At 73.7% G+C, this 21,224-nt stretch carries 21 protein-coding genes and 1 pseudogene; 13 read left to right on the top strand and 9 right to left on the bottom strand.

Features of this window, described 5'->3' with window-relative positions:
* Window positions 1-67 precede the first annotated feature (67 nt).
* Both ACWCXH_RS27190 and ACWCXH_RS27195 read left to right on the top strand, forming a co-directional pair.
* Entirely contained in the window at window positions 68-382 is a 315-nt protein-coding gene (locus ACWCXH_RS27190; protein WP_449804099.1) for an ArsR/SmtB family transcription factor, read from the top strand.
* Window positions 379-783 carry an SRPBCC family protein gene (locus ACWCXH_RS27195; RefSeq protein ID WP_449804100.1) on the top strand — a complete coding sequence of 135 codons (405 nt, stop codon included), beginning with the start codon at window positions 379-381 and terminating at the stop codon, window positions 781-783. The genes ACWCXH_RS27190 and ACWCXH_RS27195 overlap by 4 nt, the downstream gene beginning before the upstream one ends.
* A 20-nt stretch (window positions 784-803) precedes the next feature.
* Here the strand turns inward: ACWCXH_RS27195 and ACWCXH_RS27200 are convergent, their stop codons facing one another.
* Genes ACWCXH_RS27200 through ACWCXH_RS27210 form a run of 3 tightly spaced genes read right to left on the bottom strand, consistent with a single transcriptional unit; the run spans window position 804 to window position 2,984 of the window.
* Window positions 804-1,205, bottom strand: a complete 402-nt coding sequence (locus ACWCXH_RS27200; RefSeq protein WP_449804101.1) for a PPOX class F420-dependent oxidoreductase — start codon at window positions 1,203-1,205, stop codon at window positions 804-806.
* Window positions 1,206-1,260: 55 nt separating this feature from the next.
* A complete protein-coding gene (locus tag ACWCXH_RS27205; protein ID WP_449804102.1) occupies window positions 1,261-1,902 on the bottom strand; it encodes an MBL fold metallo-hydrolase in 642 nt (213 codons plus the stop codon).
* On the bottom strand, window positions 1,899-2,984 hold the full coding sequence (locus ACWCXH_RS27210) for an S-(hydroxymethyl)mycothiol dehydrogenase (RefSeq protein WP_449804103.1): 1,086 nt from the start codon (window positions 2,982-2,984) through the stop codon (window positions 1,899-1,901). The genes ACWCXH_RS27205 and ACWCXH_RS27210 overlap by 4 nt, the downstream gene beginning before the upstream one ends.
* Before the next feature lie 565 nt (window positions 2,985-3,549).
* Here ACWCXH_RS27210 and ACWCXH_RS27215 point away from each other — a divergent pair.
* Both ACWCXH_RS27215 and ACWCXH_RS27220 read left to right on the top strand, forming a co-directional pair.
* Window positions 3,550-4,767, top strand: coding sequence for a cytochrome P450 (locus tag ACWCXH_RS27215; protein WP_449804104.1), 1,218 nt, complete (start codon window positions 3,550-3,552; stop codon window positions 4,765-4,767).
* The gene (locus tag ACWCXH_RS27220) at window positions 4,764-5,021 is read left to right on the top strand and encodes a ferredoxin (protein ID WP_449804105.1); all 258 of its coding nucleotides are present in this window, start codon (window positions 4,764-4,766) and stop codon (window positions 5,019-5,021) included. Before ACWCXH_RS27215 ends, ACWCXH_RS27220 begins: the two co-directional genes overlap by 4 nt.
* A gap of 140 nt (window positions 5,022-5,161) precedes the next feature.
* Here the strand turns inward: ACWCXH_RS27220 and ACWCXH_RS27225 are convergent, their stop codons facing one another.
* The gene (locus ACWCXH_RS27225; protein ID WP_449804106.1) at window positions 5,162-5,890 is read right to left on the bottom strand and encodes a dienelactone hydrolase family protein; all 729 of its coding nucleotides are present in this window, start codon (window positions 5,888-5,890) and stop codon (window positions 5,162-5,164) included.
* Window positions 5,891-6,017: 127 nt separating this feature from the next.
* On the opposite strand from ACWCXH_RS27225, the gene ACWCXH_RS27230 reads away from it, so the two are divergent.
* The 3 genes from ACWCXH_RS27230 to ACWCXH_RS27240 all read left to right on the top strand — a co-directional run bounded on the left by ACWCXH_RS27230 (window position 6,018) and on the right by ACWCXH_RS27240 (window position 9,710).
* Window positions 6,018-6,551: a PadR family transcriptional regulator gene (locus ACWCXH_RS27230; RefSeq protein ID WP_449804107.1), complete on the top strand. Its 534-nt coding sequence runs from the start codon at window positions 6,018-6,020 to the stop codon at window positions 6,549-6,551.
* Window positions 6,548-7,234 carry an ABC transporter ATP-binding protein gene (locus ACWCXH_RS27235; RefSeq protein ID WP_449804108.1) on the top strand — a complete coding sequence of 229 codons (687 nt, stop codon included), beginning with the start codon at window positions 6,548-6,550 and terminating at the stop codon, window positions 7,232-7,234. Before ACWCXH_RS27230 ends, ACWCXH_RS27235 begins: the two co-directional genes overlap by 4 nt.
* Window positions 7,235-7,325: 91 nt before the next feature.
* Window positions 7,326-9,710 (top strand): FtsX-like permease family protein, encoded by a 2,385-nt coding sequence (locus ACWCXH_RS27240; protein WP_449804109.1) that lies wholly within the window; start codon window positions 7,326-7,328, stop codon window positions 9,708-9,710.
* Between the two features lie 55 nt (window positions 9,711-9,765).
* Here ACWCXH_RS27240 and ACWCXH_RS27245 read toward each other — a convergent pair whose 3' ends face one another.
* Window positions 9,766-10,632 (bottom strand): PhzF family phenazine biosynthesis protein, encoded by an 867-nt coding sequence (locus tag ACWCXH_RS27245; protein ID WP_449804110.1) that lies wholly within the window; start codon window positions 10,630-10,632, stop codon window positions 9,766-9,768.
* Window positions 10,633-10,753: 121 nt separating this feature from the next.
* Entirely contained in the window at window positions 10,754-11,842 is a 1,089-nt protein-coding gene (locus ACWCXH_RS27250; protein WP_449804111.1) for a DUF5937 family protein, read from the bottom strand.
* Between the two features lie 178 nt (window positions 11,843-12,020).
* Here ACWCXH_RS27250 and ACWCXH_RS27255 point away from each other — a divergent pair, with 178 nt between their 5' ends.
* The 5 genes from ACWCXH_RS27255 to ACWCXH_RS27275 all read left to right on the top strand — a co-directional run bounded on the left by ACWCXH_RS27255 (window position 12,021) and on the right by ACWCXH_RS27275 (window position 16,593).
* Window positions 12,021-13,301 (top strand): MFS transporter, encoded by a 1,281-nt coding sequence (locus ACWCXH_RS27255; protein WP_449804112.1) that lies wholly within the window; start codon window positions 12,021-12,023, stop codon window positions 13,299-13,301.
* A 28-nt stretch (window positions 13,302-13,329) separates the two neighbouring features.
* Window positions 13,330-13,887, top strand: coding sequence for a hypothetical protein (locus tag ACWCXH_RS27260; protein WP_449804113.1), 558 nt, complete (start codon window positions 13,330-13,332; stop codon window positions 13,885-13,887).
* An 87-nt stretch (window positions 13,888-13,974) separates the two neighbouring features.
* Window positions 13,975-14,778 carry an MBL fold metallo-hydrolase gene (locus ACWCXH_RS27265; RefSeq protein ID WP_449804114.1) on the top strand — a complete coding sequence of 268 codons (804 nt, stop codon included), beginning with the start codon at window positions 13,975-13,977 and terminating at the stop codon, window positions 14,776-14,778.
* 6 nt (window positions 14,779-14,784) lie between these two features.
* Complete coding sequence (locus ACWCXH_RS27270) at window positions 14,785-15,216, top strand: nuclear transport factor 2 family protein (protein WP_449804115.1); 432 nt, start codon at window positions 14,785-14,787, stop codon at window positions 15,214-15,216.
* 135 nt (window positions 15,217-15,351) lie between these two features.
* Window positions 15,352-16,593 carry an NAD(P)/FAD-dependent oxidoreductase gene (locus ACWCXH_RS27275; protein ID WP_449804116.1) on the top strand — a complete coding sequence of 414 codons (1,242 nt, stop codon included), beginning with the start codon at window positions 15,352-15,354 and terminating at the stop codon, window positions 16,591-16,593.
* 861 nt (window positions 16,594-17,454) lie between these two features.
* On the opposite strand, the gene ACWCXH_RS27280 is transcribed toward ACWCXH_RS27275, so the two are convergent.
* Both ACWCXH_RS27280 and ACWCXH_RS27285 read right to left on the bottom strand, forming a co-directional pair.
* Complete coding sequence (locus tag ACWCXH_RS27280) at window positions 17,455-17,979, bottom strand: GNAT family N-acetyltransferase (RefSeq protein WP_449804117.1); 525 nt, start codon at window positions 17,977-17,979, stop codon at window positions 17,455-17,457.
* Between the two features lie 41 nt (window positions 17,980-18,020).
* Window positions 18,021-18,995, bottom strand: a complete 975-nt coding sequence (locus tag ACWCXH_RS27285; protein ID WP_449804118.1) for an asparagine synthase-related protein — start codon at window positions 18,993-18,995, stop codon at window positions 18,021-18,023.
* A gap of 340 nt (window positions 18,996-19,335) precedes the next feature.
* On the opposite strand from ACWCXH_RS27285, the pseudogene ACWCXH_RS27290 reads away from it, so the two are divergent.
* Window positions 19,336-19,497: pseudogene (locus ACWCXH_RS27290) on the top strand (oxidoreductase C-terminal domain-containing protein); the annotation flags it as partial.
* Between the two features lie 112 nt (window positions 19,498-19,609).
* Here ACWCXH_RS27290 and ACWCXH_RS27295 read toward each other — a convergent pair.
* Entirely contained in the window at window positions 19,610-21,148 is a 1,539-nt protein-coding gene (locus ACWCXH_RS27295) for a hypothetical protein (RefSeq protein ID WP_449804119.1), read from the bottom strand.
* Window positions 21,149-21,224: the final 76 nt, after the last annotated feature.

A 21,224-nucleotide genomic window follows, 5' to 3' on the forward strand; every position in this document is an offset into this window, starting at 1 on the left:
CCGTCCGAAGCAGGCCACATGTCGGGAAAAGTTGACACGTCGGGAGACTCCGACGCATGGTGGAGGCATGGCGGAAGTCGATGTCTTCAGCGCGCTGGCCAATCCCGTACGGCGGAAGCTGTTGGAGAGCCTCCGGAGTGGGCCCCGGGCGGCCGGCGAGCTGGCGGGTGACTTCGAGCTCAGCAGGCCGGCGGTCTCCGAGCACCTGGCGGTGCTCAAGAGTGCCCGGCTGGTGCGGGAGGAGCCTCGCGGGCGGCATCGGTACTACCACCTGGAGCCCGGGCCTCTCGCCGAGGTCGAGGAGTGGCTCCACCCGTTCGAGCGGTACTGGCGGGCGCGGATGCGTTCGCTGCGCGAGCTCCTGGATGAGGAGAATTCATGACCGAGAAGGCCGTCATCAACGGTGACGAGTTCCTGCCGCACCCGCCGGCGCGGGTGTGGCAGGCGTTGACGGATCCGGAACTGCACGCCCGGTGGTGGGCGGCGGGGGACGTCAAGGCGGTGGTGGGGCACCGGTTCACGCTCGACATGGGGCCGTGGGGGCAGCAGCCGTGCGAGGTGGTCGCGGTCGAGCCGGAGCGGCTGCTGAGCTACAGCTTCGCCGCGGGCACGCTGGACACCACCGTGACGTGGCGCCTCGTGCCCGAGGGGCGCGGGACGCGTCTGCTGCTGGAGCACGCGGGCTTCGACCTCGACACCCCGATGGGACGCCAGGCGCACCAGGGCATGGGCCAGGGCTGGCCCGGCGTGCTGCGGCGGATCGCCCCGGTCCTGGCGGAGTGAGGTCGCGGTGAGGTCGGGGCTCAGGCCCGGCCGAGGACGCGGTCCACGGTGATCTCGATGACGACGCGGTCCGGGTTCACCCGCGGCTCGCGGTAGCGCTCGGCGTAGCGGCGCTCGGCGTCGGCGACCTCCTCGGGCTCGTCGCGCACGACCGCGACGCCTTCCAGGGTGGACCAGCGGGCGCGGTCGACCTGGCAGACGGCGACGCGTTGGCCCTCGGCGCCGGCGGCGGCGACGTTGCGCGCCTTGCGGCTGGCGCGGCTGGTGATCACCCGCGCGATGCCCGTCTTCGGGTCGTACGTGACGCCGACCGGCACGACGTGCGGCGAGCCGTCGGGGCGCCGGGTGGTCAGGGTGGAGATGTGGCGCTCGCGCCAGAAGGCGAGGAAGGCGTCGTCGAGGTGGAGGGGATCGTGGGACATGGCCGCGATCGTACGGCCCCCGGGGTACGGTCACCGACCCCGGGGGCCGCGGACGTCAGTGCCCGCGGGCGATCCACTCCGGCAGGGCCGGGGCCTCGGCGCCGATCGTGGTCGGGTCACCGTGGCCGGTGCGGACCACCGTCTCGGGCGGGAGGGTGAGGAGCCGGTCCCGGATGGAGTCGATGATCGTCGGGAAGTGCGAGAACGACCGGCCCGTCGCGCCCGGCCCGCCCTGGAAGAGGGTGTCGCCGGTGAAGACGGTGCCGAGGTCCGGCGCGTACAGGCAGACCGCGCCCGGCGCGTGGCCGGGGGTGTGCAGGACGGTCAGCGCGGTGCCGGCCACCTCGATGCGCTGCCCGTCGGCGAGTTCGCCGTCCGGGAGGCGCTCGGGGTGGGTGAGCTTCCACAGCGGGAGGTCGTCCGGGTGCAGCAGGATCGGCGCGCCGGTGCGCTCGGCGAGTGCGGGGGCCGCGTCGATGTGGTCGTTGTGGGCGTGGGTGGAGACGATCGCCACCAGTCGGCGCCCGCCGAGCGCGGCCTCGATCGCGTCGGCGTCGTGCGCGGCGTCGATCACCACCGCCTCGGCGTCGTCGCCCACGATCCAGACGTTGTTCTCCACCTCCCAGCTGCCGCCGTCGAGTTCGAACGTCCCCGCCGTCACGAGACGGTCGATGACGAGCTCGCTCCGCCCGCTCACAGCACGACCACCGAGCGGAGCACGTCGCCCTGGTGCATGCGCTCGAACGCCTGCTCCACCGCGTCGAGTTCGATGGTCTCGGTGACGAACGCGCCGAGGTCCAGGCGACCCTGGAGGTAGAGGTCGATCAGCATCGGGAAGTCCCGCGAGGGCAGGCAGTCGCCGTACCACGAGGACTTGAGGGCGCCGCCGCGGCCGAAGACGTCGAGCAGCGGGAGCTCCAGCGTCATCTCCGGGGTGGGCACGCCGACCAGGACGACGGTGCCGGCGAGGTCGCGCGCGTAGAAGGCCTGCCGGTACGTCTCGGGGCGGCCGACCGCCTCGACGACGACGTCCGCGCCGTGGCCGCCGGTGATCTCGCGGATGGCCTCGACCGGGTCCGTGGTGCGGGAGTTGACGGTGTGGGTGGCGCCGAGCGCGCGGGCCTTCTCCAGCTTGCGGTCGTCGATGTCGACGGCGATGATCCGCGCCGCGCCCGCCAGGCGGGAGCCCAGGACCGCCGCGCCGCCGACGCCGCCGCAGCCGATCACGGCGACGGAGTCGCCCCGGCCGACGCCGCCGGTGTTGATCGCGGCGCCGATGCCCGCCATCACGCCGCAGCCCAGCAGGCCCGCGACGGCCGGCTCGGCGGCCGGGTCGACCTTGGTGCACTGGCCGGCCGCGACGAGGGTCTTCTCGGCGAACGCGCCGATGCCGAGCGCCGGGGACAGCTCGGTGCCGTCCAGCAGGGTCATCTTCTGCTTGGCGTTGTGGGTGTTGAAGCAGTACTGCGGGCGGCCGCGCCGGCACGCGCGGCACTGGCCGCACACCGCCCGCCAGTTGAGGACGACGAAGTCGCCCGGGGCGACCTCGGTGACGCCCTCGCCGACCGACTCGACCACGCCCGCGGCCTCGTGGCCGAGCAGGAACGGGAACTCGTCGTTGATCCCGCCCTCACGGTAGTGGAGGTCCGTGTGGCACACGCCGCAGGCCTGGATCCGGACGACCGCCTCGCCCGGGCCCGGGTCCGGCACGACGATCGTGGTCACCTCCACGGGCGCGCCCTTGGCGCGTGCGATGACTGCCTTGACCTGCTGGGCCATCCGTCTCCACCTCCGTCGGCCGGGGCGCCGTCGCACCCGGCGTGACCTGCGTCCAACCACTTGCCCACGAAGCGTATCGTCCACGCCCGCGCCCGCCCGGAGAACGGGCCCGGTGATCCGGATCACCGTCCGCCCTGCCCAGGGCATATGACGGCGGCACATCCCGTGGTCGTCCCGGTGCAGCCCGACCGGGGAGCGCACGGACGACGCCGGGCGCCTGTCCGCGCGCACCGAAGTGCCCGGAATGCATCGCCGTTGGCCGGAAGTACCGCAGACGTGCGGACCGCCGCCCACGTACGGTCATAGCAGAAACGGTCCATGCGACCACGCTCAGCACATCCGACACGTTCGACGCGCCCGACCCGTCCGACCCGGTCCCACCCGTCGACCGGTCCCAGCCATGTGACCCCGGTCCCGTCCGACCCGGTTCGAGCCATTCGACCCCGGTCCCGCCGGCCAGAGCCGAGCCGTCCGCCGGCCCGTCCCACCCGTCCCCCGCACCTCCCCGGTTCCACCCCCCGCAGGGCCGCCCGCGCGGCCCACCGCCCTGGAGTCTGGAGTACGGATGTCCACCGAGAACAGTGCGACCGGCGCCGGCACCGGCACCGCCCCGCTCACTCCGCTGCACTGCCCGCGCCACGTCGAGGGCGGTCCGCCCCGGCTCGCCGCGCTGCCCACCGGCACCCCGGTCTGGCTGGTCAGCCGCCACGCCGACGTGCGGCAGGTGCTCACCGACCCGCGGCTCGGCCGCGCCCCGCTGTACGCGCCGGACGCGCCGCCGCTCACCAACGCACCCAACCTGCTGGACGATCCGAACAGCATGCTGAACATCGACGGCACCGAGCACCAGCGGCTTCGCCGCACCGTGCAACGGGCGTTCACGCCGCGCGCCATCGCGCGCTGGCGGCCCTGGGTGGCCTCGGTGATCGAGGGGCTGATCGACGAGCTGATCGACCACGGATCCCCCGCCGACATCGTCGCCGCCTACACCCGTCCGCTGCCAGTCGCGGTGATCAGCCGACTGATGGGGCTCGACAACCTGGACAGCAAGCGGCTCGCGCACTGGAGCGACCACGCGCTCTCCACCACCGCCCACAGCGCCGCGGCGATCGTCACCGCGATGGGCGAGTTCGCCGAGTTCGGCGCCGCCGTGATCACCGAGCGGCGCACCGACCCCGGCGAGGACCTGGTCAGCAGCCTGCTCGCGGCCGCCGCCGAGGACGGCTCGATCACCGAGGGGCAGTTGGTCACGCTCGTGATCGGGCTCGTCGTGGCCGGGCACGAGACCACCATGACGACCCTCGGCAACGCACTGGTCTACCTCCTGGGAGACGGGCGCGACGCCTGGCAGCAGCTGGCCGCCGACGAGGCCAGCGCCGCCGCCGCGACCGAGCAGTTGCTGCGGGCCGTCCCGCTCGGGGACACCGACTACTTCCCCGGCCTGCTGCGGCGCACCGTCGAGGAGGTCGAGATCGGCGGGGTGGTGATCCCGGCCGGCAGCGTCGTCGCCGCCGACACCAACGCGGCCAACATGGACCCGGAGGTCTTCACCGGGGACCTGCTGACCGAGCTGTTCTCCCCGCTCGCCGCGCCGATGTACACCTTCGGCGCCGGGCCGCACCACTGCCTGGGCGCGTGGCTGGCCCGGATGGAGCTCGAACTCGCCCTGCACCGCCTGGCCCGTCGGCTGCCCTCGCTGCGGCTCACCGAGCCGGCCGGGTCCATCGACTGGCGGCGCGGGCTGCTGACCCGCAGTCCGAACACGCTGCAGGTGGCCTGGTGACGGCCGGTCCGGGGGCGGACGCCGTGGTCGTGCGGGTGGACCGAGACCGCTGCATCGGCTCCGGGATGTGCGCCCTCAGCGCGCCCGAGTCGCTGGCGCTCGGGGCCGACGGGCTGGCCGAGCCGGTGGCCGGATACGGCGCGGGCGGCGCGGAGTTGACGGCCGGGCTGAGCGAGGCGGTCGACTTCTGCCCGGTCGAGGCGCTGACGCTGCACTCGGCGCGCGGCGGGTACCGGATCGCCCCGGCGGAGTGAGCGCCCTGCCGCAGCAGGCCCTCCTGCGGTGCTGCCCGCCTCGCCGGGGCAGCACCGCAGCCTCCACCTGTGATCGATGAGCGGCCGCTCGGTCAGGCGCGGCTGTCCACAGGCGCACGCCTCCGAGGCCGGGACCGGCCCTACAGCCGTTCGGCCAGCGCCGCGTGCACGCGGCGCCAGGCGTCGGCGGTGGCATCGGGGTCGTGGTCCGCCGGGCGGTCGGCGACGAAGCCGTGGCGGGCGCCGGGGTAGGTGACCAGCTCGTGGGCGACCTTGGCCTCGGTCAGCTTCCGCTCGGCCTCCCGCCACTCCTGCAGCGGGAGGATGTGGTCCAGCTCGCCACAGAAGCCCAGCAGGTACACGCCGTTGGCGGCGATGCGCTCGGCCGTCTCCAGCGGGGGCACCGGACCGACCAGCGGGAAGCTCGAGTTGAGCAGCCAGCCCGGGTAGAACACGGCGGCCAGCTCGAAGCGCAGCTCGGTGGCCGCGCGCACCGCGATGTGGCCGCCCATGCTCGTGCCCACGAACGCCACCCCGTGCCCGTCGGCCCACCCACGAGCCGCGGCGAGCGCCTCGGCGGCGTCGGCGACGAGCTGGTCGCGGTCCAGGCCGCGCATCAGCACCAGGCCCTCCTCGCGCTCCTCGGCGCTGTAGCCGAGTTCGGTGCGCCGGCGGCTGCGCCAGTAGAAGTCGGGCGCGAGCGCCACGTACCCGAGGGCCGCCAGATCCGCGCAGACACCACGGGCGAAGGCGTTGACCCCGTACAGCTCGGGGCAGACCACCACCGCGCCGCGCACCTCGCCCTCCGGGCGGTGGACGTACGCCTCGATCCCGCCCGGCGCGCCGAGCTCCCGCCACTGACCATTCATCAATTCCCCCATGGAGCAGGGCCCGGAGATCCGGGCGATGTCGCGCGCATTCTAGCCCCGACCCGCCGGTCGAGCCCTCCCCGGCACTATTCACCCCCCTGTATACATGGTGTGTATAGTTCCCGGCATGTCACTCGGTCAGATGCTCCTCGGCCTGCTGGAAGACCAGCCCCGCCACGGATACGACATCAAACGGCTCTACGACGAACACTTCGGGCGCGACCGCGCCCTGCACTACGGGCAGGTGTACGCGACGCTGTCGCGACTGCTGAAGAACGGGCTCGTCGTCGTGGAGGGCGTCGAGGCGGGCGGCGGGCCGGACCGGAAGAAGTACGCGATCACCGAGGCGGGCGTCACGGACCTCGCCGACTGGCTCGGCCACCCGGAGAGCCCGCAGCCGTACCTGCAGAGCACGCTGTACCACAAGGTCGTGCTCGCCCTGCTGACCGGCCGCTCCGCCGCCGACATCCTCGACCTCCAGCGCTCCGAACACCTCAAGGCCATGCGCGAGCTGACCCGCCGCAAGCTCGACGGCGACCTGGCCGACGAGCTGATCTGCGACCACGCGCTGTTCCACCTGGAGGCCGACCTGCGCTGGCTCGAACTCACCGCCACCCGCCTCGACGAACTCGCCGCCCGGATCACGGAGTCCCAGCGATGACCGCCCCCGCACCCCTGCTCGTCGCCCGGGACCTGCACAAGGCCTTCGGGCTCACCACCGCCCTGGACGGCGCCTCACTCACCGTCGCGGCCGGCGAACTCGTCGCCGTGATGGGCCCGTCGGGCTCGGGCAAGTCCACACTGCTGCACTGCCTCGCCGGGATCACCCGCCCCGACGGCGGCACCATCACCTACCGGGGACGCGACCTCACCGGCTGCTCGGACGCCGAGCTCTCCGCGCTGCGGCGCACCGAGTTCGGATTCCTGTTCCAGTTCGGCCAGCTCGTCCCGGAGCTCTCCTGCCTGGAGAACGTCGCGCTGCCGCTGCGCCTCAACGGGATGCGCCGCAAGGCCGCCGAGGCGCGGGCCGCCGAGTGGCTGGAGCGCCTGGAGGTGGCGGACGCCGCCGCCAAGCGCCCCGGCGAGGTCTCCGGCGGCCAGGGGCAGCGCGTGGGCGCGGCGCGGGCGCTGATCACCGGGCCGAAGGCGATCTTCGCGGACGAGCCGACCGGCGCGCTCGACTCCCTCAACGGCGAGCGGGTGATGAAGCTCCTCACCCGCGCCGCCCGGGAGTCCGGCGCCGCCGTCGTCCTCGTCACCCACGAGGTCCGGGTCGCCGCGTACGCCGACCGCGAGATCGTCGTGCGCGACGGCCGCACCCGTGACCTGGCGGCGGCGATATGAGCGAGCGCAGCGAGCTCATCGACGGAAGGTGCGCGTGGGCGAATGCCCCCGCCGAGCGGAGCGGGGTGGGCGCATGAGGGAGCGCAGCGATATGAGCCGGACCGCGGAGAACGTCCGCTCGCCGTTCCTCGACCAGCTCGGCCTCGGCGTGCGCCTGGCGGTGAACGGCGGGCGGGACGGCTGGGGCCGGCTGCTGCTCACCGCGTGCGGCGTCGGCCTCGGGGTGGCACTGCTGCTGTTCACCGCGTCCTTCCCCGGCATCGTCCAGCACCGCAACGACCGCCTGTACACGCAGAACGACACCTTCGTCGACGAGGACCTCCCCGCCCCCGGCGACCGGACCGTCCTCGTCGCCGCCGCCGACACCACCTTCCGCGGCACGCCGATCCGCGGCCGGGTCGTCCAGCCCGAGGGCGCGCACCCGCCGCTCCCGCCGGGCTTGGCCGCCTACCCCGCCCCGGGACACATGGTGGTCTCCCCCGCCCTGGCCGACCTGCTCAAGGACCCGGCCAACCAACTCCTGCGCGACCGGCTGCCCTACCGCGTCGTCGGCACCATCGGCCCGGCCGGACTGCTCGGCCCCGGCCAGGCCGGCTACGTGCTCGGCGGCGACGGGCTCGCGGTGGACACCGGGGCCGTCCGGGTCGACGAGTACGGGCACTTCTCGCCGCCCAAGCCGATGGACCCCAAGCTGATCCTGCTCAACGCCGTCGGCCTCATGGTGATGCTCGCCCCGGTCGGTGTCTTCCTCGCCGCCGCCGCGCGCTTCGGCGGCGAGCGGCGCGACCGCAGGCTCGCCGCGCTGCGCCTGGGCGGCGCGGACCGCCGGACGGCCGCCCGGATCGCCGCCGGGGAGTCGCTGGCCGGCGCCGTGCTCGGACTGGCCGCGGGCGCGGTCCTGTTCGTGGTCGGACGGCAGCTGATCGGGCGGATCAGGCTCGCGGGCTTCAGCTTCTACCCGCAGGACGTCGCCCCGCACCCGGCGGTCGCCGCCGCGATCGCCGTCGCCGTGCCGCTGCTGGCCGTCGGCGTCACGCTGGCCGCCCTGCGCCGGGTCGTCGTCGACCCGCTCGGCGTGGTCCGCCGCACCGGCCCGGGCCGGCGGCGGATCGGGTGGCGGCTGATGCTGCCGCTGGCCGGGCTGGCGGTGACGGTGTTCGCGCTCGTGCTGCCCACGCAGTACGACCCGAGCGGGATGCCGCGCACCGGCGTCCTCAACTCGGTGCAGGACACCCGCGGTTCACTGCTGGTCGCGTTCGGCGTGCTGCTGATGCTGATTGGCGTCTGCACGCTGCTGCCCTGGCTGGTGGAGGCCGTCACCCGGCGCGCGGGCGGTGGCGGGGTGTCCTGGCAACTGGCGGTCCGCCGCCTGCAGTTGGGCGCCGGCCCCGCGTCGGCCGCGGTCAGCGGCATCGTGGTGGCCATCGCCGGGGCGATCGCGCTCCAGACGCTCTTCCTCGGCGTCAGCGCGAGCTACGAGGGCCGACCGCGCCCGCGCCCGGCGGTCGGGCCGTACCAGCAGTCGGTGACCTTCCCCGGCGGTGCGCCCCGGGCCGACGGCCTGGCGGAGCGGCTCGCCCACACGCCCGGGGTCGCGGCGACCGCGGCCTACACGGAGTTCTCCCTGGAGACCGCCACCGGCAAGTCCTGGGAGATGCCGGCGGTGCGGATCGCCGGCTGCGCGGTGCTGCGCGACTTCGCGAACCTGCCCGACTGCAAGGACGGCGACGCGTTCGTCGTCAAGCAGCGAGGAGCGCAGCCGGGCGGTGTCCAGCCCGGGACGACCGTCCATGCCGCCTTCTTCCGCGCCTCGGGCCAACCGGCCGCCTGGCGACTGCCCGCCGTGACGGCCACCGTCGACGGCATCGAGGGCGGCGACCCCCACGGGCGGCTGGGCAACGGCCTGCTGCTCCTCACCCCCGGCGCCGCGCCCGCCGACGCGCTGCGCGGCCAGCCCGCGACCGTCCTGGTGTCGATGACGCCCGGACTGCCGGACGCCAAGGAGCAGTTGACGAGCAACGTCATGGCGATCGACCCGCAGGCGCGGGCCGAGTTCCCGCTCGACCGCGTGCTCGACCCGACCTACCTCGCCGTCAAGCGCCTGCTCACGGCGGGCTCCGCGGTGACGGTGCTGCTGGTCGCGCTCAGCCTGCTGGTCGGCCAGTTGGAGCGCTTCCGCGAGCAGCGCCGCATCCTCGGCGTGCTGAACGCCGTCGGCACCCGGCGCAGGATCCTGGGCCTGTCGGTGCTGTGGCAGACGCTGGTCCCGATGGCCCTCGGCGTGCTACTGGCCACGGCCGGCGGTCTGGCGACGGGCGCCGTGCTGCAGTACACGGCCGGGCTCGCGTTCGCCCTCGACTGGAGCGCGATGCTGGCCATGACCGCGATCGCCGCGGGCGCCGTCCTCCTCACGACCGCGCTCGGGCTGCCGCAACTGCTGCGCCTGATGCGGCCGAGCGCGCTGCGGTACGAGTAGGACGGTGCTCCCCGTCAGGACCGCGGCCCTGACGGGGAGCACCGCTGCCCTGTCGTTACGGGATCGCCACCGCGGTGCCGCGAACGCGGACGCGGGCGTCGCCCTCGCGCAGCCCGACGAGGAGGAGGCCCGGGCGGCCGAGGTCGGCGCCCTGGTGGAGGGTCAGGACGGCCGGGGCCTCGACGGCGCCCCGCTCGCGCAGGTAGGCGCCGAACGCGGCGGCGGCCGCGCCGGTGGCCGGGTCCTCGACGACGCCGCCGACGGGGAACGGGTCGCGAACGTGGAAGACGTGCTCGCTCTCCCGCCAGACGAGTTGGAGGGTGATCAGGTCACGCGCCGTCATGTAGGCGGCGAGGCCTTCGAAGTCGTAGTCGAGGCGGGCCAGGCGGTCGCGGGTGGCGGCGGCGAGCACGAGGTGGCGGGCGCCGGCGTAGGCGACGCGGGGCGGCAGGGCCGGGTCGAGGTCGGCGGCGGCCCAGCCGAGGAGGGCGAGCGCCTCGGCGACGTCCGCCTCGGTGACCTCCTCGACCTTCGGCTCGACGCTGGTGAGGGTGGCGCGCAGCACGCCGTCGGCGTCCGCGTCCACCTCGACCGGGACCTCCCCAGCCTGGGTGGTGAAGACGAACCGCCCGGGGCCGGTGCGTTCGGCGAGGGCGACGGCGGAGGCGACGGTCGCGTGCCCGCAGAACGGCACCTCGGCGAGCGGGCTGAAGTACCGGACGTCGTAGGCGCCTTCGGCGGTGCCCGGGGTGAGGAAGGCGGTCTCCGAGTAGCCGACCTCGGCGGCGATGGCGAGCATCCGCTCGGCGGACAGCCCGGTGGCGTCGGGGACCACGCCGGCCGGGTTGCCGCCCTCGGGGCGGGTGGCGAAGGCGGCGTAGCGGAGGATCTCGGGCGCGGCGGCGGGTGCGTCGTTGGTCATGCCGGGACGAACGCCTTCCGCTTCACGGCTGTTCCCGCCCATGCGCCCACCTCTCCCTCAGCCTCCGGCCTGGGGGCACCTCCCGGCCGCCAGGCCGGGGGCGGGCACCCCCATCGCTCGCTCACCGCAGCACCGCTTCCAGCAGGTCGGAGCCGAGGCGGGCGCTGCCGGCCAGGTCCAGCTCGTACAGCATGTACCGCCCGCGTCGACGGGTGATCAGCAGTCCGGCCTTGCGCAGCACGGCGAGGTGGCGGGAGACCTCGGGGGCGGTGAGCTGCCAGGCGGCGGCGAGCTCGCCGGTGGTGTGCGGGCCGCGGGCGATGGTGCGGGCCAGGCGCAGCCGGATGGGGTGGGCGAGCGCCTCCAGCCGCTGCTGGACGAGGGCCAGCGAGACGGGTTCGGGCAGCCCGGCCTCGGCGACGGGGTACTGGAGGACCGGCCGCCAGCCCGGGGCGTGCACGACGAGCAGGTGGGGGCGGCCGAAGGCGGTCGGGATGAAGGTGACTCCCCCGGTGCCGGTGGTGGCGCTGTCCTGGAGCTTGTCGATGACGATCCGGCGCCGCCCGCCGGCCTGCTCCAGCGCGACGGAAGGGGAGACCGCCGCGAGGGCCTCGCCGGCGCCGCGCAGGCGCAGCAGGTCGCCCTTGTGCCGGGCGTCGGCGGCGAGGTCGGGCAGGACGCGCTGCCAGGCGTCGGCGAAGAACGCGTCCTGACAGTCCTCCAGCATCCGCCGGACCAGGGCGCGGACGGCGGGCGGGTCGGCGAGCAACCGGTCGGCGAACGCGGCCTGGCGGGGGCCGCGGGCGAGGGCGAGCTCGCGGGCGCGCTCGTTGGCGGCGGGGTCGGTGAGCGGGGAGCCCATCCGCCGGGTGAGCCGGGAGGAACCGCACGTGGTGATGAGCGCGGAGGCGACGTACAGCTCGTCGTCGATCCGGTCGACGGCGTCGAGTTCCTCGGCGAGGGTGGCGCCGGGCAGGCCGGGCACGAGGAAGTCCGCGCGGGAGGAGCGCCAGAGGAAGTCGGCCTCCAGCAGCCGCTCGGACAGCTCGGGCGGGATCGTCGCGGCCGTGCTGGAGGCCCAGCCGTGCAGCGCGGGGTGGTGCCCGGGCTCGGCGAGGACGTGCAGCATCGCGTTCAGCTCGGCGAGCGGGGACGGGGTGAAGACGAGCCGCTCGTCGGGCAGTCCAGTGATGTCGATGATCAAGCTCATGCGCCCGCCTCGCTGCGCTCGGCAGGGGCATTCGCCCACGCGCACCTCTTGATGGTTCGCTCGCTTCGCTCTCTCACGGCCCCGATCCTGCCACCTGCGCCGATGCGTGCTGTCGTCGATTGACGCGAACCGTCAATCGACGTGCCCCGGCTGCGGGGCGGGGCGCACGGTGTCGGCCATGAGCCTGATCCAGGAGAAGTCCGTCCACGACCACGCCGCCGCCCGGACCGGCGAGCCGCCCGCGTTGCCGATCGGCACGAGCCGCCGGGGCCCGTCCGCGCTGCTCAGCCTGCTGACCGCCGCCGGCGGGCCGCGCTACGCCACCGCCCTGCTGGTGGACGCGGTGGGCACCGGCCTGCTGCGCCCGTTCCTGCTGCTGTACGGGATCGAGGTGCTGCGCCTGGGCGCCGGCCCGGCCGGCCTCGCGATGACCGTCGGGATGGTCGTGGGCCTGCTGGTGGTGCCGCTGACCGGCCGGTGGATCGACCGGGGCGCGCGGACCCGGCCGGCCGCGGCGACGCTCGCGGTGCGGGCGGTGGGCTCCCTCGCGCTGCTGGTGGCCGGCGGCCTGCCCGGGTTCACGGCGGCGGCCGTGCTGATCGGGGTGGGCAGCCAGTCCTGGCCCGCCACCCACGCGGCGGTGGTGAGCACGCTGACCGAGGGGCGGCTGCGGGACGCCGCGCTGGCCGCCGGGCGTTCGCTGCGCAACGCCGGGCTGGGCGCGGGCGCGTTGCTGGCCACGCTGGCGGTGACCGGCGGCGGGGGTGCGATCCGACTGCTCGCGGGTGTGACGGGCGTGGCGTGCCTCGGCGCCGCCGTCCTGGTCCACTCGCTGCGGGTGACGGCTCCTCCGGTCCCGGACCGGGCGGAGGCCACCGCCCCGGGCGAGCCGGCGCCGATGCGGCGGATCACCCTGCTCAGCCTCGCCAACCTGCCGTACGCCTTCTGCTTCGACATTCTGGAGGTGGCCCTGCCCGCGCTGCTGGTGCTGCACCTGCACGCCTCCCCCGCGTGGTCCTCGGGGGTGTTCGTGGGCAACACGGTGATGGTGATCGCGCTCCAGCTGGCCCTGGTGCTGCGCCTCGCGCACCGGCCCCGGCGCGTGGTGATGGCGGCCGCCGGGGTGGCCCTCTCGCTGTCGTTCGTGGGCTTCTGGGCGGCCGGCTCGCTGGGCGGCACGCCGGGCGCGGCGGGGATCGCGGTGGTCGCGGTGCTGTTCACCCTCGGCGAGATCCTCTACACCGGCTCGGGCACGGCCCTGGTGACGGCCGTCGCGCCGCCGCACCTGCTGGGGCGGGCCCTGGCCCGCTGGGAGCTGTCGACGGGCGTGGGCCGGGCGGCGGCGCCGGCGGTGCTGACGGCGCTGCTGGCGGCCGGGCCCGGGGTGCTGTGGCCGACGCTGGCCGTCGGCACGCTGGCGGGGGCGGTGGCGGTGCTGCGGCTGGGGCCGGCCGAGTGACGCCGACGGCGGTGGGATGATCATCCGCATGGCACTGACCCCGTTCCAGCAGCGGCTCCACGACCAGGTCACCTCCGCCGAGGTGACCGCCCCGCCGGAGCCCTGGCGGCCCGTCGGCCGGGGCGTGATCGCGGTCGGCGGACTGCAGGGCATCGGCTTCGCCACCGACCCGGGCAGCGGCCACGACCTGGTGCTGACCGTGAGCGTCACCGGGCACGGCCTGTTCGACGCCGTCACCGGTGAGAAGCTGGAGCGCGACTACGACCCCGAGGAGGACCCGGACGGCCCCGACCTCTCCTGCCCCGGCCTCGGCCCGGTCGCCGACGTCCGGATCCCGGTGGCCGGGATGTGGGGCGGCGGCCTGCACAACCGCGCCGCCGACCACTGGGGTCTGGAAGTGATCTCGCCGGAGTGGCCGAACCACCGGGTGCTGCTCACGCACGGCCCGTGGGACGCCGGGCACGGCAACGGCTGGTGGTACGTCTTCAACGCGTCCTGGTCCACCTTCCGCGCGGCCGGCTTCTCCCCCTCCGGCCGGACCCTGGCGGTGGCCACCAGCAGCGACCTCACGCTCTGGACCCGGTGACCCCCTCCTTCCGGATGCGGGCGGGCGCCGCCCGGCCGATGCTGGGCAGCGACGCCTGCCCGGCCCGCGAGGAAGGACTCACGGAACATGAGTGCACTGGACTTCGAGGTCATCGACAGCCCGGACAGCTCCCTCAACAAGACCTCCGTCCTGGTCACCGGCCCGAACGACGCCCTGCTGGTGGACGCCGGCTTCACCCGCTCCGACGGCCGCCGGCTCGCCGAGCGGATCCGGGCCACCGGCAAGCGGCTCACCACGGTGTTCGTCAGCCACGGCGACCCGGACTTCTACTTCGGCGCGCAGGAGGTCCAGGACGCCTTCCCCGAGGCCCGGTTCCTCGCCACCGCGTCCACCGTCCAGCACATCCAGGACACGTACGAGGCCAAGCTCCGCGCCTGGGCGCGCCTCGGCCCCGAACTGCCCACCCGGCTGGTGCGGCCCGAGCCGCTCCACAACGACGAAATCGTCTTCGAGGGTCACCGGTTCGAGCTGCGCGGCGCCGACTTCCACCTGCCCGACCGGCACTACCTGTGGCAGCACCACCACCACGCGATCCTCGGCGGCGTGCTGCTCTTCGAGGGCCTGCACGTGTGGACGGCCGACACCCCGACGCCCGGGCAACGGGCCGCCTGGATCGACCTGTTGGACGGCATCGAGGCGCTGGAGCCGCAGTTCGTCGCGGCCGGCCACCGCACCGCGGGCTCGCCCACCAACCTCACCTCGGTGTTCCACACCCGCGACTACCTGCGCGCGTTCGAGACCGAGATCGACCGGGCGCCGGACGCCGCCGCCGCCAAGGAGGCGCTGAAGCGCCGCTTCCCCGGCCTCGGCCTGCTGATGGCGGTCGACCTCGGGACCAAGGTCGCCATGGGCGAGATGACCTCGGGCTGAGCCGCGATGATCGAAATCCCGCGCGACACCGCCGCGTTCAACGAGTCCGCCGCGCCCGCCGACGTCGTCCGCCGCCAGTACCTGGCCTCCGCCCGCGGCGACCTCACCGCCCTGCGCGCCACCCTGGCCGACGACGTCGAGTGGACCGAGATGGCCGGCTTCCCGCTCGCCGGCACCTACCGCGCCCCGAAGGGCGTCACCAGCAACGTCATGGAACGCCTCGCCGCCGAGTGGCAGAACTGGACGGCGCACGACGACACCTACGTCGTGGACGGCGAGGACGTCGTGGTCCTGGGCCGCTACACGGCCGTGCACAAGACCACCGGAAAGCCGCTCGCGGCCCGGGTGGCCCACCACTTCGTCGTGCGCGGCGGACGGATCGTGCGCTTCGAGCAGTTCACGGACACCGCGCTGGTCCGCGACGCGACGACCGGCTGACGCCCGGTTCCACCCGGACGCCCGGCTTCACCCGAACGGGGGAGCCGCGGGCGGCGCGCCCGCCGCGGTCTCGACACCCCGCCGCCGCACCGGCAGGCTGGCCCCTGATTCCGGCCGGAGAGCGAGGAGTTCAGCATGGGAACCGACCCTGAGCGGGAACCACCGATCGTCATCGTCGGCGCGTCGCTCGGCGGCGCGAAGGCCGCGGAGGCGCTGCGCGAGGCCGGGTACGAGGGCGGCATCGTCCTGATCGGCGACGAGCACGAGCGCCCGTACGAGCGGCCTCCGCTCTCCAAGGGCTACCTGCTCGGTAAGACGCCCCGCGAGAAGATCTACGTCCACCCGCCGCAGTGGTACGCCGAGCACGATGTCACGCTGCGCCTCGGCACCGCCGTCGCCTCGATCGACCCCGCCGCGCACACCGTGACCCTCACCGACGACGGGCGGATCGAGTACGGGAAGCTGCTGCTCACCACCGGCTCGGTGCCGCGCCGCCTGCCGGTGCCCGGCGCCGACCAGGACGGCGTGCTCTACCTGCGCCGGGTCGAGGACAGCGACCGGATCAGGACCGCGCTGCGGCCCGGCGCCCGGGTCGCGGTGATCGGCGCCGGCTGGATCGGGCTGGAGACGGCGGCCGCGGCCCGGACGGCGGGCGCCGAGGTCACCGTGCTGGAGGCGGCCGAACTGCCGCTGCTGCGCGTGCTCGGCCGCGAGGTCGCCCAGGTCTTCGCCGACCTGCACCGCGACCACGGCGTCGACCTGCGGTTCGAGGTCAGCCTGGAGGAACTCACCGGCACCGGCGGCACGGTGACGGGCGTGCGGCTCGGCGACGGCACCACCGTGCCGGCCGACGCCGTGATCGTCGGCATCGGCATCGCCCCCGACATCGCACTCGCCAAGGCCGCCGGCCTGGAGATCGTCAACGGGATCAAGACCGACGAACACCTGCGCACCTCCGCCCCGGACGTGTACGCGGCCGGCGACGTCGCCAACGCCTACCACCCGCTGCTCGGCCGCCACATCCGCGTCGAGCACTGGGCCAACGCCGTCAACCAGCCGCAGACCGCCGCCCGCGCGATGCTCGGGCACCCGGACGCGGTGTACGACCGGGTGCCGTACTTCTTCACCGACCAGTACGACCTCGGCATGGAGTACGTCGGCTACGTCGAGCCCGACGGGTATGACAAGGTGGTGTTCCGGGGTGACGTGGCGGCCAATGAGTTCGTGGCGTTCTGGCTCCAGGACGGCCGGGTTCTGGCGGGGATGAACATGAACATCTGGGACGTGACCGACCCGATCCGCGAACTCATCCGCTCGAAGCGGGTGGTGAATGTGGACCGGCTGACGGATCCGGCTATCCCCCTCGGCGACGTCTGAGCTGAGCCAAGCGGCCGGAGCCGCCCGTAGCGCACAGTGCCCCCGGAGCGACGCCGCAAAGCGTTGGCCGGGGGCTCTCTATCTCACCGGGCCTGGTCACAAACTCCGAAGGACGGCCTCACACTCCCGGCAACGTCGGTCGTGGAGGAGCGGCGGGTACCACGGCTGTCCCGGTCCTGATGGACGGTACGGCTCGTGCTGCATCGACGTTGTATCGAGCCCGCACAGCGTCCGCGGCCGGGGTCTTCGGGGACGTCGGCATCCGCCGGCGCGGCGTGCACCCAGCGGACCTCCGGGGCGATGTCGACCACGTCCGGCCCGAGCCCGGAGTTATCTGACGGCTCCAGCTCCAACAGGATGATCACGCTGCTAATGATCCCGACCCTGCACTCGGTGGGCAACCTCTGCACGCCGACGGCGGGAGCCACCGTCACACCCTGCGTCGACGGTGCTGAGCGCAGAGCCCCCGACGAAACAGAACGGCCCGTGGCCTTTGGATGTCGCTGCGCCGTCTGCATGTTCGGCCGGCCGCGCCGCGCCCCGCTCGTGTCTAGCTTCGGCGAGTGACCGTACCACAATTCGTACCAGATCGAGCGGTATGAGACAGCCGCTCGCGGTCGCCAGGATCGAGGAACCACCGAATTCCCAGGCTATTCATGCACAGGTCGGCGTGGGTGACTCACGCCAATCCTTACGAAGCAGGGTCATCGGGTCAGGACGCCTACCCGGCGGCAGATCTGATTCGTAGGTCAACAGCACAGAGCCCCCGGGATGACACCGCCAAGCATCTCCGGGGGCTCTGCTGCCCGCTCCCCCGCGCCTCGATAGTGACGCGGAAGAACAATGGCCAGATGATCGGCGCTAAAGGCCGAAGCCGGACATGAGGTTCGGCAGGTTGGGCATGTGTGTAGCCCGACGTTGGAGGAGGTGAACCTTCGCCTCGGGGAGTTCGGCCACGCGCAGCAGCTCACAGCCCTGGTCGCGCTGGTAGTAGCGCGACAGCTCTTCCTGCGCCGCGCCCCGACGCACCCACTGGATGCCGTGGCCGGCCGCGTGGTCGAGGGCCCACCAAGCGAGCAGTCGGCCGAGACGGTGGGGGTTCGGTCGAGTGAAGCTGGTCGTGAGGAAGAGGCTGGACTCGGCACGTTCCGCGTCGGTGAAGCCCCAGGAGGGAAGGGCACTCTCCCGCAGGATCGTCGTGCAGCCGACGATGCCGCGTTCCCGGTGGTCCAGGACCCACACTGGGATGTCGGGGGCGGCGGCCTGGGCTCCGAACTCGTCGGCGGCGTCCTCACACTCCCCAAGGCCTCGATCGGACAGCCAGCGGGACCGCTCACGGATCATGTCCGCGATGGCCACGCTGTCCGCCCCGGTCGCCTCGCGCATTCGGTACACGGGCGTCTCCAATCTGAAGGTTTGTCAGGTGGTCAGCGCATTGTGACTGCCGAGTCGGCCAGGAGCGCGAACACAACCTCCCGGTCCGCACGTTGAGCGGTACCGGAGTCGAGTCGGTCCGCCACGTCGCGCAGTGCCAGGGAGTCGAGAAGGCCGGCGTCGAGCAGGGGTGAGCCCTCCGAGAGTAGCTGCCTGATGCGACGCGCCCCGTGGCGGTTCATGGCGAGGACCATGATGTTGCCGAAGTTCTCCGGGATCGGCGGGCGGGCGATCTCCGGCGCCATCCCGCAGCGGGCGATGCATTCCCTGAGGAGCCGCTTGTCCTCGCGCCAGTCCCTGGGTGTCCACTCGCACAGCCTGACCAACGCGGGCTCGGTGAGCGGGTGCACCGGCCACATGCCGCGCTTGAGGAGCGGCGGTGCCACACCGGCTTTCGCCATGAGCGCCGTCTCGGGGACAACGGCAGCGGGCGCGATTCCCGTGTCGACATCCCGCAGAGCCTCACGAGCGACATCTCCGAGCCACACCGGCAGCTCCGAGAGGGGCGCCCCACGCTGCGGGGCCTCCGCGCTCGTGAAGGCCATCAACTCGTCACCTCCGATGCCCGTGAACACCGTCCGAATCCCGTGCTGCTCCAGCCGGGCGTGAAGGGTGTCGACGGCGTCAAGGTACAGGTCTCCGTAAGGGGACACGGGAACCTGGTGGGAGTAGATCGAGTCCGGTGCGTACGGGAGGTGGTCCACTGCGTTCACGGTCACGTCGGCCCATCCGCGGTCGATGTGGTCGATCACGGTCCGGCGCCGGCGGGCCTGCTGCGTTCCCTGCGCGCGGGAGAGGATCAGGGCTGCCGCGACGACGCCAGCTCCTCGTTCGTCGGCGCCGAGAGCCAGAGCGCTGTTCGTGGAGTCGAGACCGCCCGACAGTTGTACGGCCGTCGAGGTGCCGTCCCACGGTGTCCTGCCGATCGAGCTGCTCAGCAGCCGGTCGAAGGTGTCGACCGGATTCATCCCGTCGCGGAGGGTACGGGCCCGGGAGTGTTCGGCCGGTTCCGGGAACCGGATGGACAACCTGCCGTTCTCATAGCCGGCTTCGGCGCGTTCGGTGAGCTGGTGGACGTCGGCCCAGAACGTCGCGTCGGTGTAGCGCGCCGACAGCGAGATTCGCCGGGAGATCTCCTGAAGGTCCAGGCGCCCGAAATGCCGGCGCAGTCCCAGCAGATCCCACGAGCCGTACAGGGCGTCCGGGCGTGTGGTGAGATACACCGGCGCCGTACCGGCGGTCCCGGTGAGAACGCGGGCGCGACCGCTGGTGCGTTTCGATCATCACCCAGTCGTCGTGGCGGCCACCCGCGAGTTCCTCGCCTTCTGGCTCTCGGACGGCCGGGTGCTCGCCGGGATGAACGTCAACATCTGGGACGTCACCGACCCGGTCCGCGAACTCGTCCGCTCCGCCCGCCCGGTGGACCCGGGCCGCCTCGCCGACCCCGAGGTGCCGCTCGGCGAGGCGTGAGGCGCGGACATGCAGGACGCAGCGGTCACCGACACCGAGGCGCAGCAGCCCGACCCGGTACCGGTACACCCGCAGCCGTCACCGCCGGGCTCACCGCCGCGCCGACCGGCCCTCAGGCGTACTCGCGCAGGCGCGGGCGGACGCCGATGGCGGTGAGCGCCAGGGCGGCGGCGAGCAGGGCCGCGCCGATGATCGCCGTCACCGCGTCGAGGTCGTCGTCCGTCGTCGCGACGGCCCGGTCCATGGCCTTCTGGTTGATCGCCTGCACGTCGTCGAGGGCGGCGGCCAGGCGGGCGAAGTCGGCGTTGGACTCGCCGGGGGCGGTGCCGGTGTCGTAGGCGATCGCCTCCTTGAGGCGGCCGGCCGTGTTGAGGTCGCGGATCTTGTGGTCGTCGCGCTGGTAGTCCTGGAAGGTGGCCAGCACCCGCTCGGCCGCGTCCTGTTCGCCGGCGAAGGTGATGTTGTGCAGCTCGTCGCCGAGGAAGCCGCCGAAGCCGATGTTCGTGTGGTCGGCCCGGTGGCGGTCGGCGAGCGGGGCGAGGGCGGCGGGGTAGCCGGCCAGGCTGGTGCCGCTGACGCGGGCGAAGGACTGTGCCTTGTCGAAGTAGCTCTGCTCGTACGCGGCCGCCCGGCCCGGGTCGCTGAGGAAACGGCTCTCGTCGGCGTTGAGGTCGTAGGCGGTCGCGCGGGCGCGGCTGAGCGCGATGACCGAGTCGTAGGCGTCGTGCTTGGCGACGACGAGGTTCCGGTCGGCCCGGTTCACCAGGGCGACGCCGCCCACCAGCCCGACGAGGGCGAGCCCGGTGGCGGCGGCGACCGGCAGGTTGAGCACGCGCCGGTACCGGACGGCCAGCAGCCGCTGCAGTCCGGCGAGGGCCGCGAGGGTGAGCACGCCGGCGGCGACGATCCACCAGCGGCCGCTGCCGAGGTCGCCGCGCTCGGCGGCGAACCGGCGTTCCACGGTGGCGGCGTTGGCGGCGGTGATGCCGTCCGCGGCGGGCAGGAGGCGCTGGCGCAGCAGGTCGGTCGCGGAGCGGTACGCGGCGAGGGCGTCCGCGGGCGGGCGTCCGGCGGCAGCGTGGGCCTGGTCGTCGAGAAGCTGGGCCTGGGCGACGAGGGCCTCGTAGCGGCCGAGTTCGTCGATGACGGTCTGGACGGCGGTGCGCCCGGCCGGGTCGTCGGCGGTGGCCTCGGCGACCTGCTGGAGGTCGGTGGCGACCTGGTTGCGGCGCTGGTCGTAGGTGTCGAGGCTCTCGCGGCGGGCCTTGGCGAAGTCCGGGTCGGCGCCGTAGAGGAGGAGGTTGGCGGCCTGCGCGTCCATGTCGTTGAGCGCGAAGTACAGGTCGGCGGAGCGGACGACCTGCGGGGCGGCCTGGTGCCCGATGGCGTCGGTGCCGTCGTGCGCGCCGCCGAGGACGGTGGCGGTGACGACGCCGGAGAGGGCGAGGCCGGCGAGGCAGGTGCCGGTGAGGGCGCGGACCAGGCGGGGTGTGGACCACGTTCGGCGTGCGGACCACGCCCGGGGCGCCCGCGGTCTCCAGGGGCGGGGGGCGCGCGGCCCGGCGGGCGGGACGGCCGTGGCGGGCCTCGCCTCCCCGGGCGATTCCGCTGTCCGAACGACGACCGTACCGCTCGACGTACCCGTTGGCATCGCCGCGCGCCCCCTTCACCTGCTTTTCACCGGCTGCCGAAGGTCCCGGAGGAACCGGCCGGGACCCGGGGTCGGC

Source organism: Kitasatospora sp. NPDC001660 (assembly GCF_053596725.1).

Coding starts and splice junctions, on each gene's coding strand:
- ACWCXH_RS27195 (WP_449804100.1), top strand. CDS start 379: ATGACCGAGAAGGCCGTCATCAACGGTGACGAGTTCCTGCCGCACCCG.
- ACWCXH_RS27265 (WP_449804114.1), top strand. CDS start 13,975: ATGAGTGCACTGGACTTCGAGGTCATCGACAGCCCGGACAGCTCCCTC.
- ACWCXH_RS27245 (WP_449804110.1), bottom strand. CDS start 10,632: ATGACCAACGACGCACCCGCCGCCGCGCCCGAGATCCTCCGCTACGCC.
- ACWCXH_RS27280 (WP_449804117.1), bottom strand. CDS start 17,979: ATGCGCGAGGCGACCGGGGCGGACAGCGTGGCCATCGCGGACATGATC.
- ACWCXH_RS27285 (WP_449804118.1), bottom strand. CDS start 18,995: ATGAATCCGGTCGACACCTTCGACCGGCTGCTGAGCAGCTCGATCGGC.
- ACWCXH_RS27240 (WP_449804109.1), top strand. CDS start 7,326: ATGAGCCGGACCGCGGAGAACGTCCGCTCGCCGTTCCTCGACCAGCTC.
- ACWCXH_RS27230 (WP_449804107.1), top strand. CDS start 6,018: ATGTCACTCGGTCAGATGCTCCTCGGCCTGCTGGAAGACCAGCCCCGC.
- ACWCXH_RS27255 (WP_449804112.1), top strand. CDS start 12,021: ATGAGCCTGATCCAGGAGAAGTCCGTCCACGACCACGCCGCCGCCCGG.
- ACWCXH_RS27270 (WP_449804115.1), top strand. CDS start 14,785: ATGATCGAAATCCCGCGCGACACCGCCGCGTTCAACGAGTCCGCCGCG.
- ACWCXH_RS27295 (WP_449804119.1), bottom strand. CDS start 21,148: ATGCCAACGGGTACGTCGAGCGGTACGGTCGTCGTTCGGACAGCGGAA.
- ACWCXH_RS27260 (WP_449804113.1), top strand. CDS start 13,330: ATGGCACTGACCCCGTTCCAGCAGCGGCTCCACGACCAGGTCACCTCC.
- ACWCXH_RS27210 (WP_449804103.1), bottom strand. CDS start 2,984: ATGGCCCAGCAGGTCAAGGCAGTCATCGCACGCGCCAAGGGCGCGCCC.
- ACWCXH_RS27235 (WP_449804108.1), top strand. CDS start 6,548: ATGACCGCCCCCGCACCCCTGCTCGTCGCCCGGGACCTGCACAAGGCC.
- ACWCXH_RS27200 (WP_449804101.1), bottom strand. CDS start 1,205: ATGTCCCACGATCCCCTCCACCTCGACGACGCCTTCCTCGCCTTCTGG.
- ACWCXH_RS27275 (WP_449804116.1), top strand. CDS start 15,352: ATGGGAACCGACCCTGAGCGGGAACCACCGATCGTCATCGTCGGCGCG.
- ACWCXH_RS27250 (WP_449804111.1), bottom strand. CDS start 11,842: ATGAGCTTGATCATCGACATCACTGGACTGCCCGACGAGCGGCTCGTC.
- ACWCXH_RS27215 (WP_449804104.1), top strand. CDS start 3,550: ATGTCCACCGAGAACAGTGCGACCGGCGCCGGCACCGGCACCGCCCCG.
- ACWCXH_RS27225 (WP_449804106.1), bottom strand. CDS start 5,890: ATGAATGGTCAGTGGCGGGAGCTCGGCGCGCCGGGCGGGATCGAGGCG.
- ACWCXH_RS27190 (WP_449804099.1), top strand. CDS start 68: ATGGCGGAAGTCGATGTCTTCAGCGCGCTGGCCAATCCCGTACGGCGG.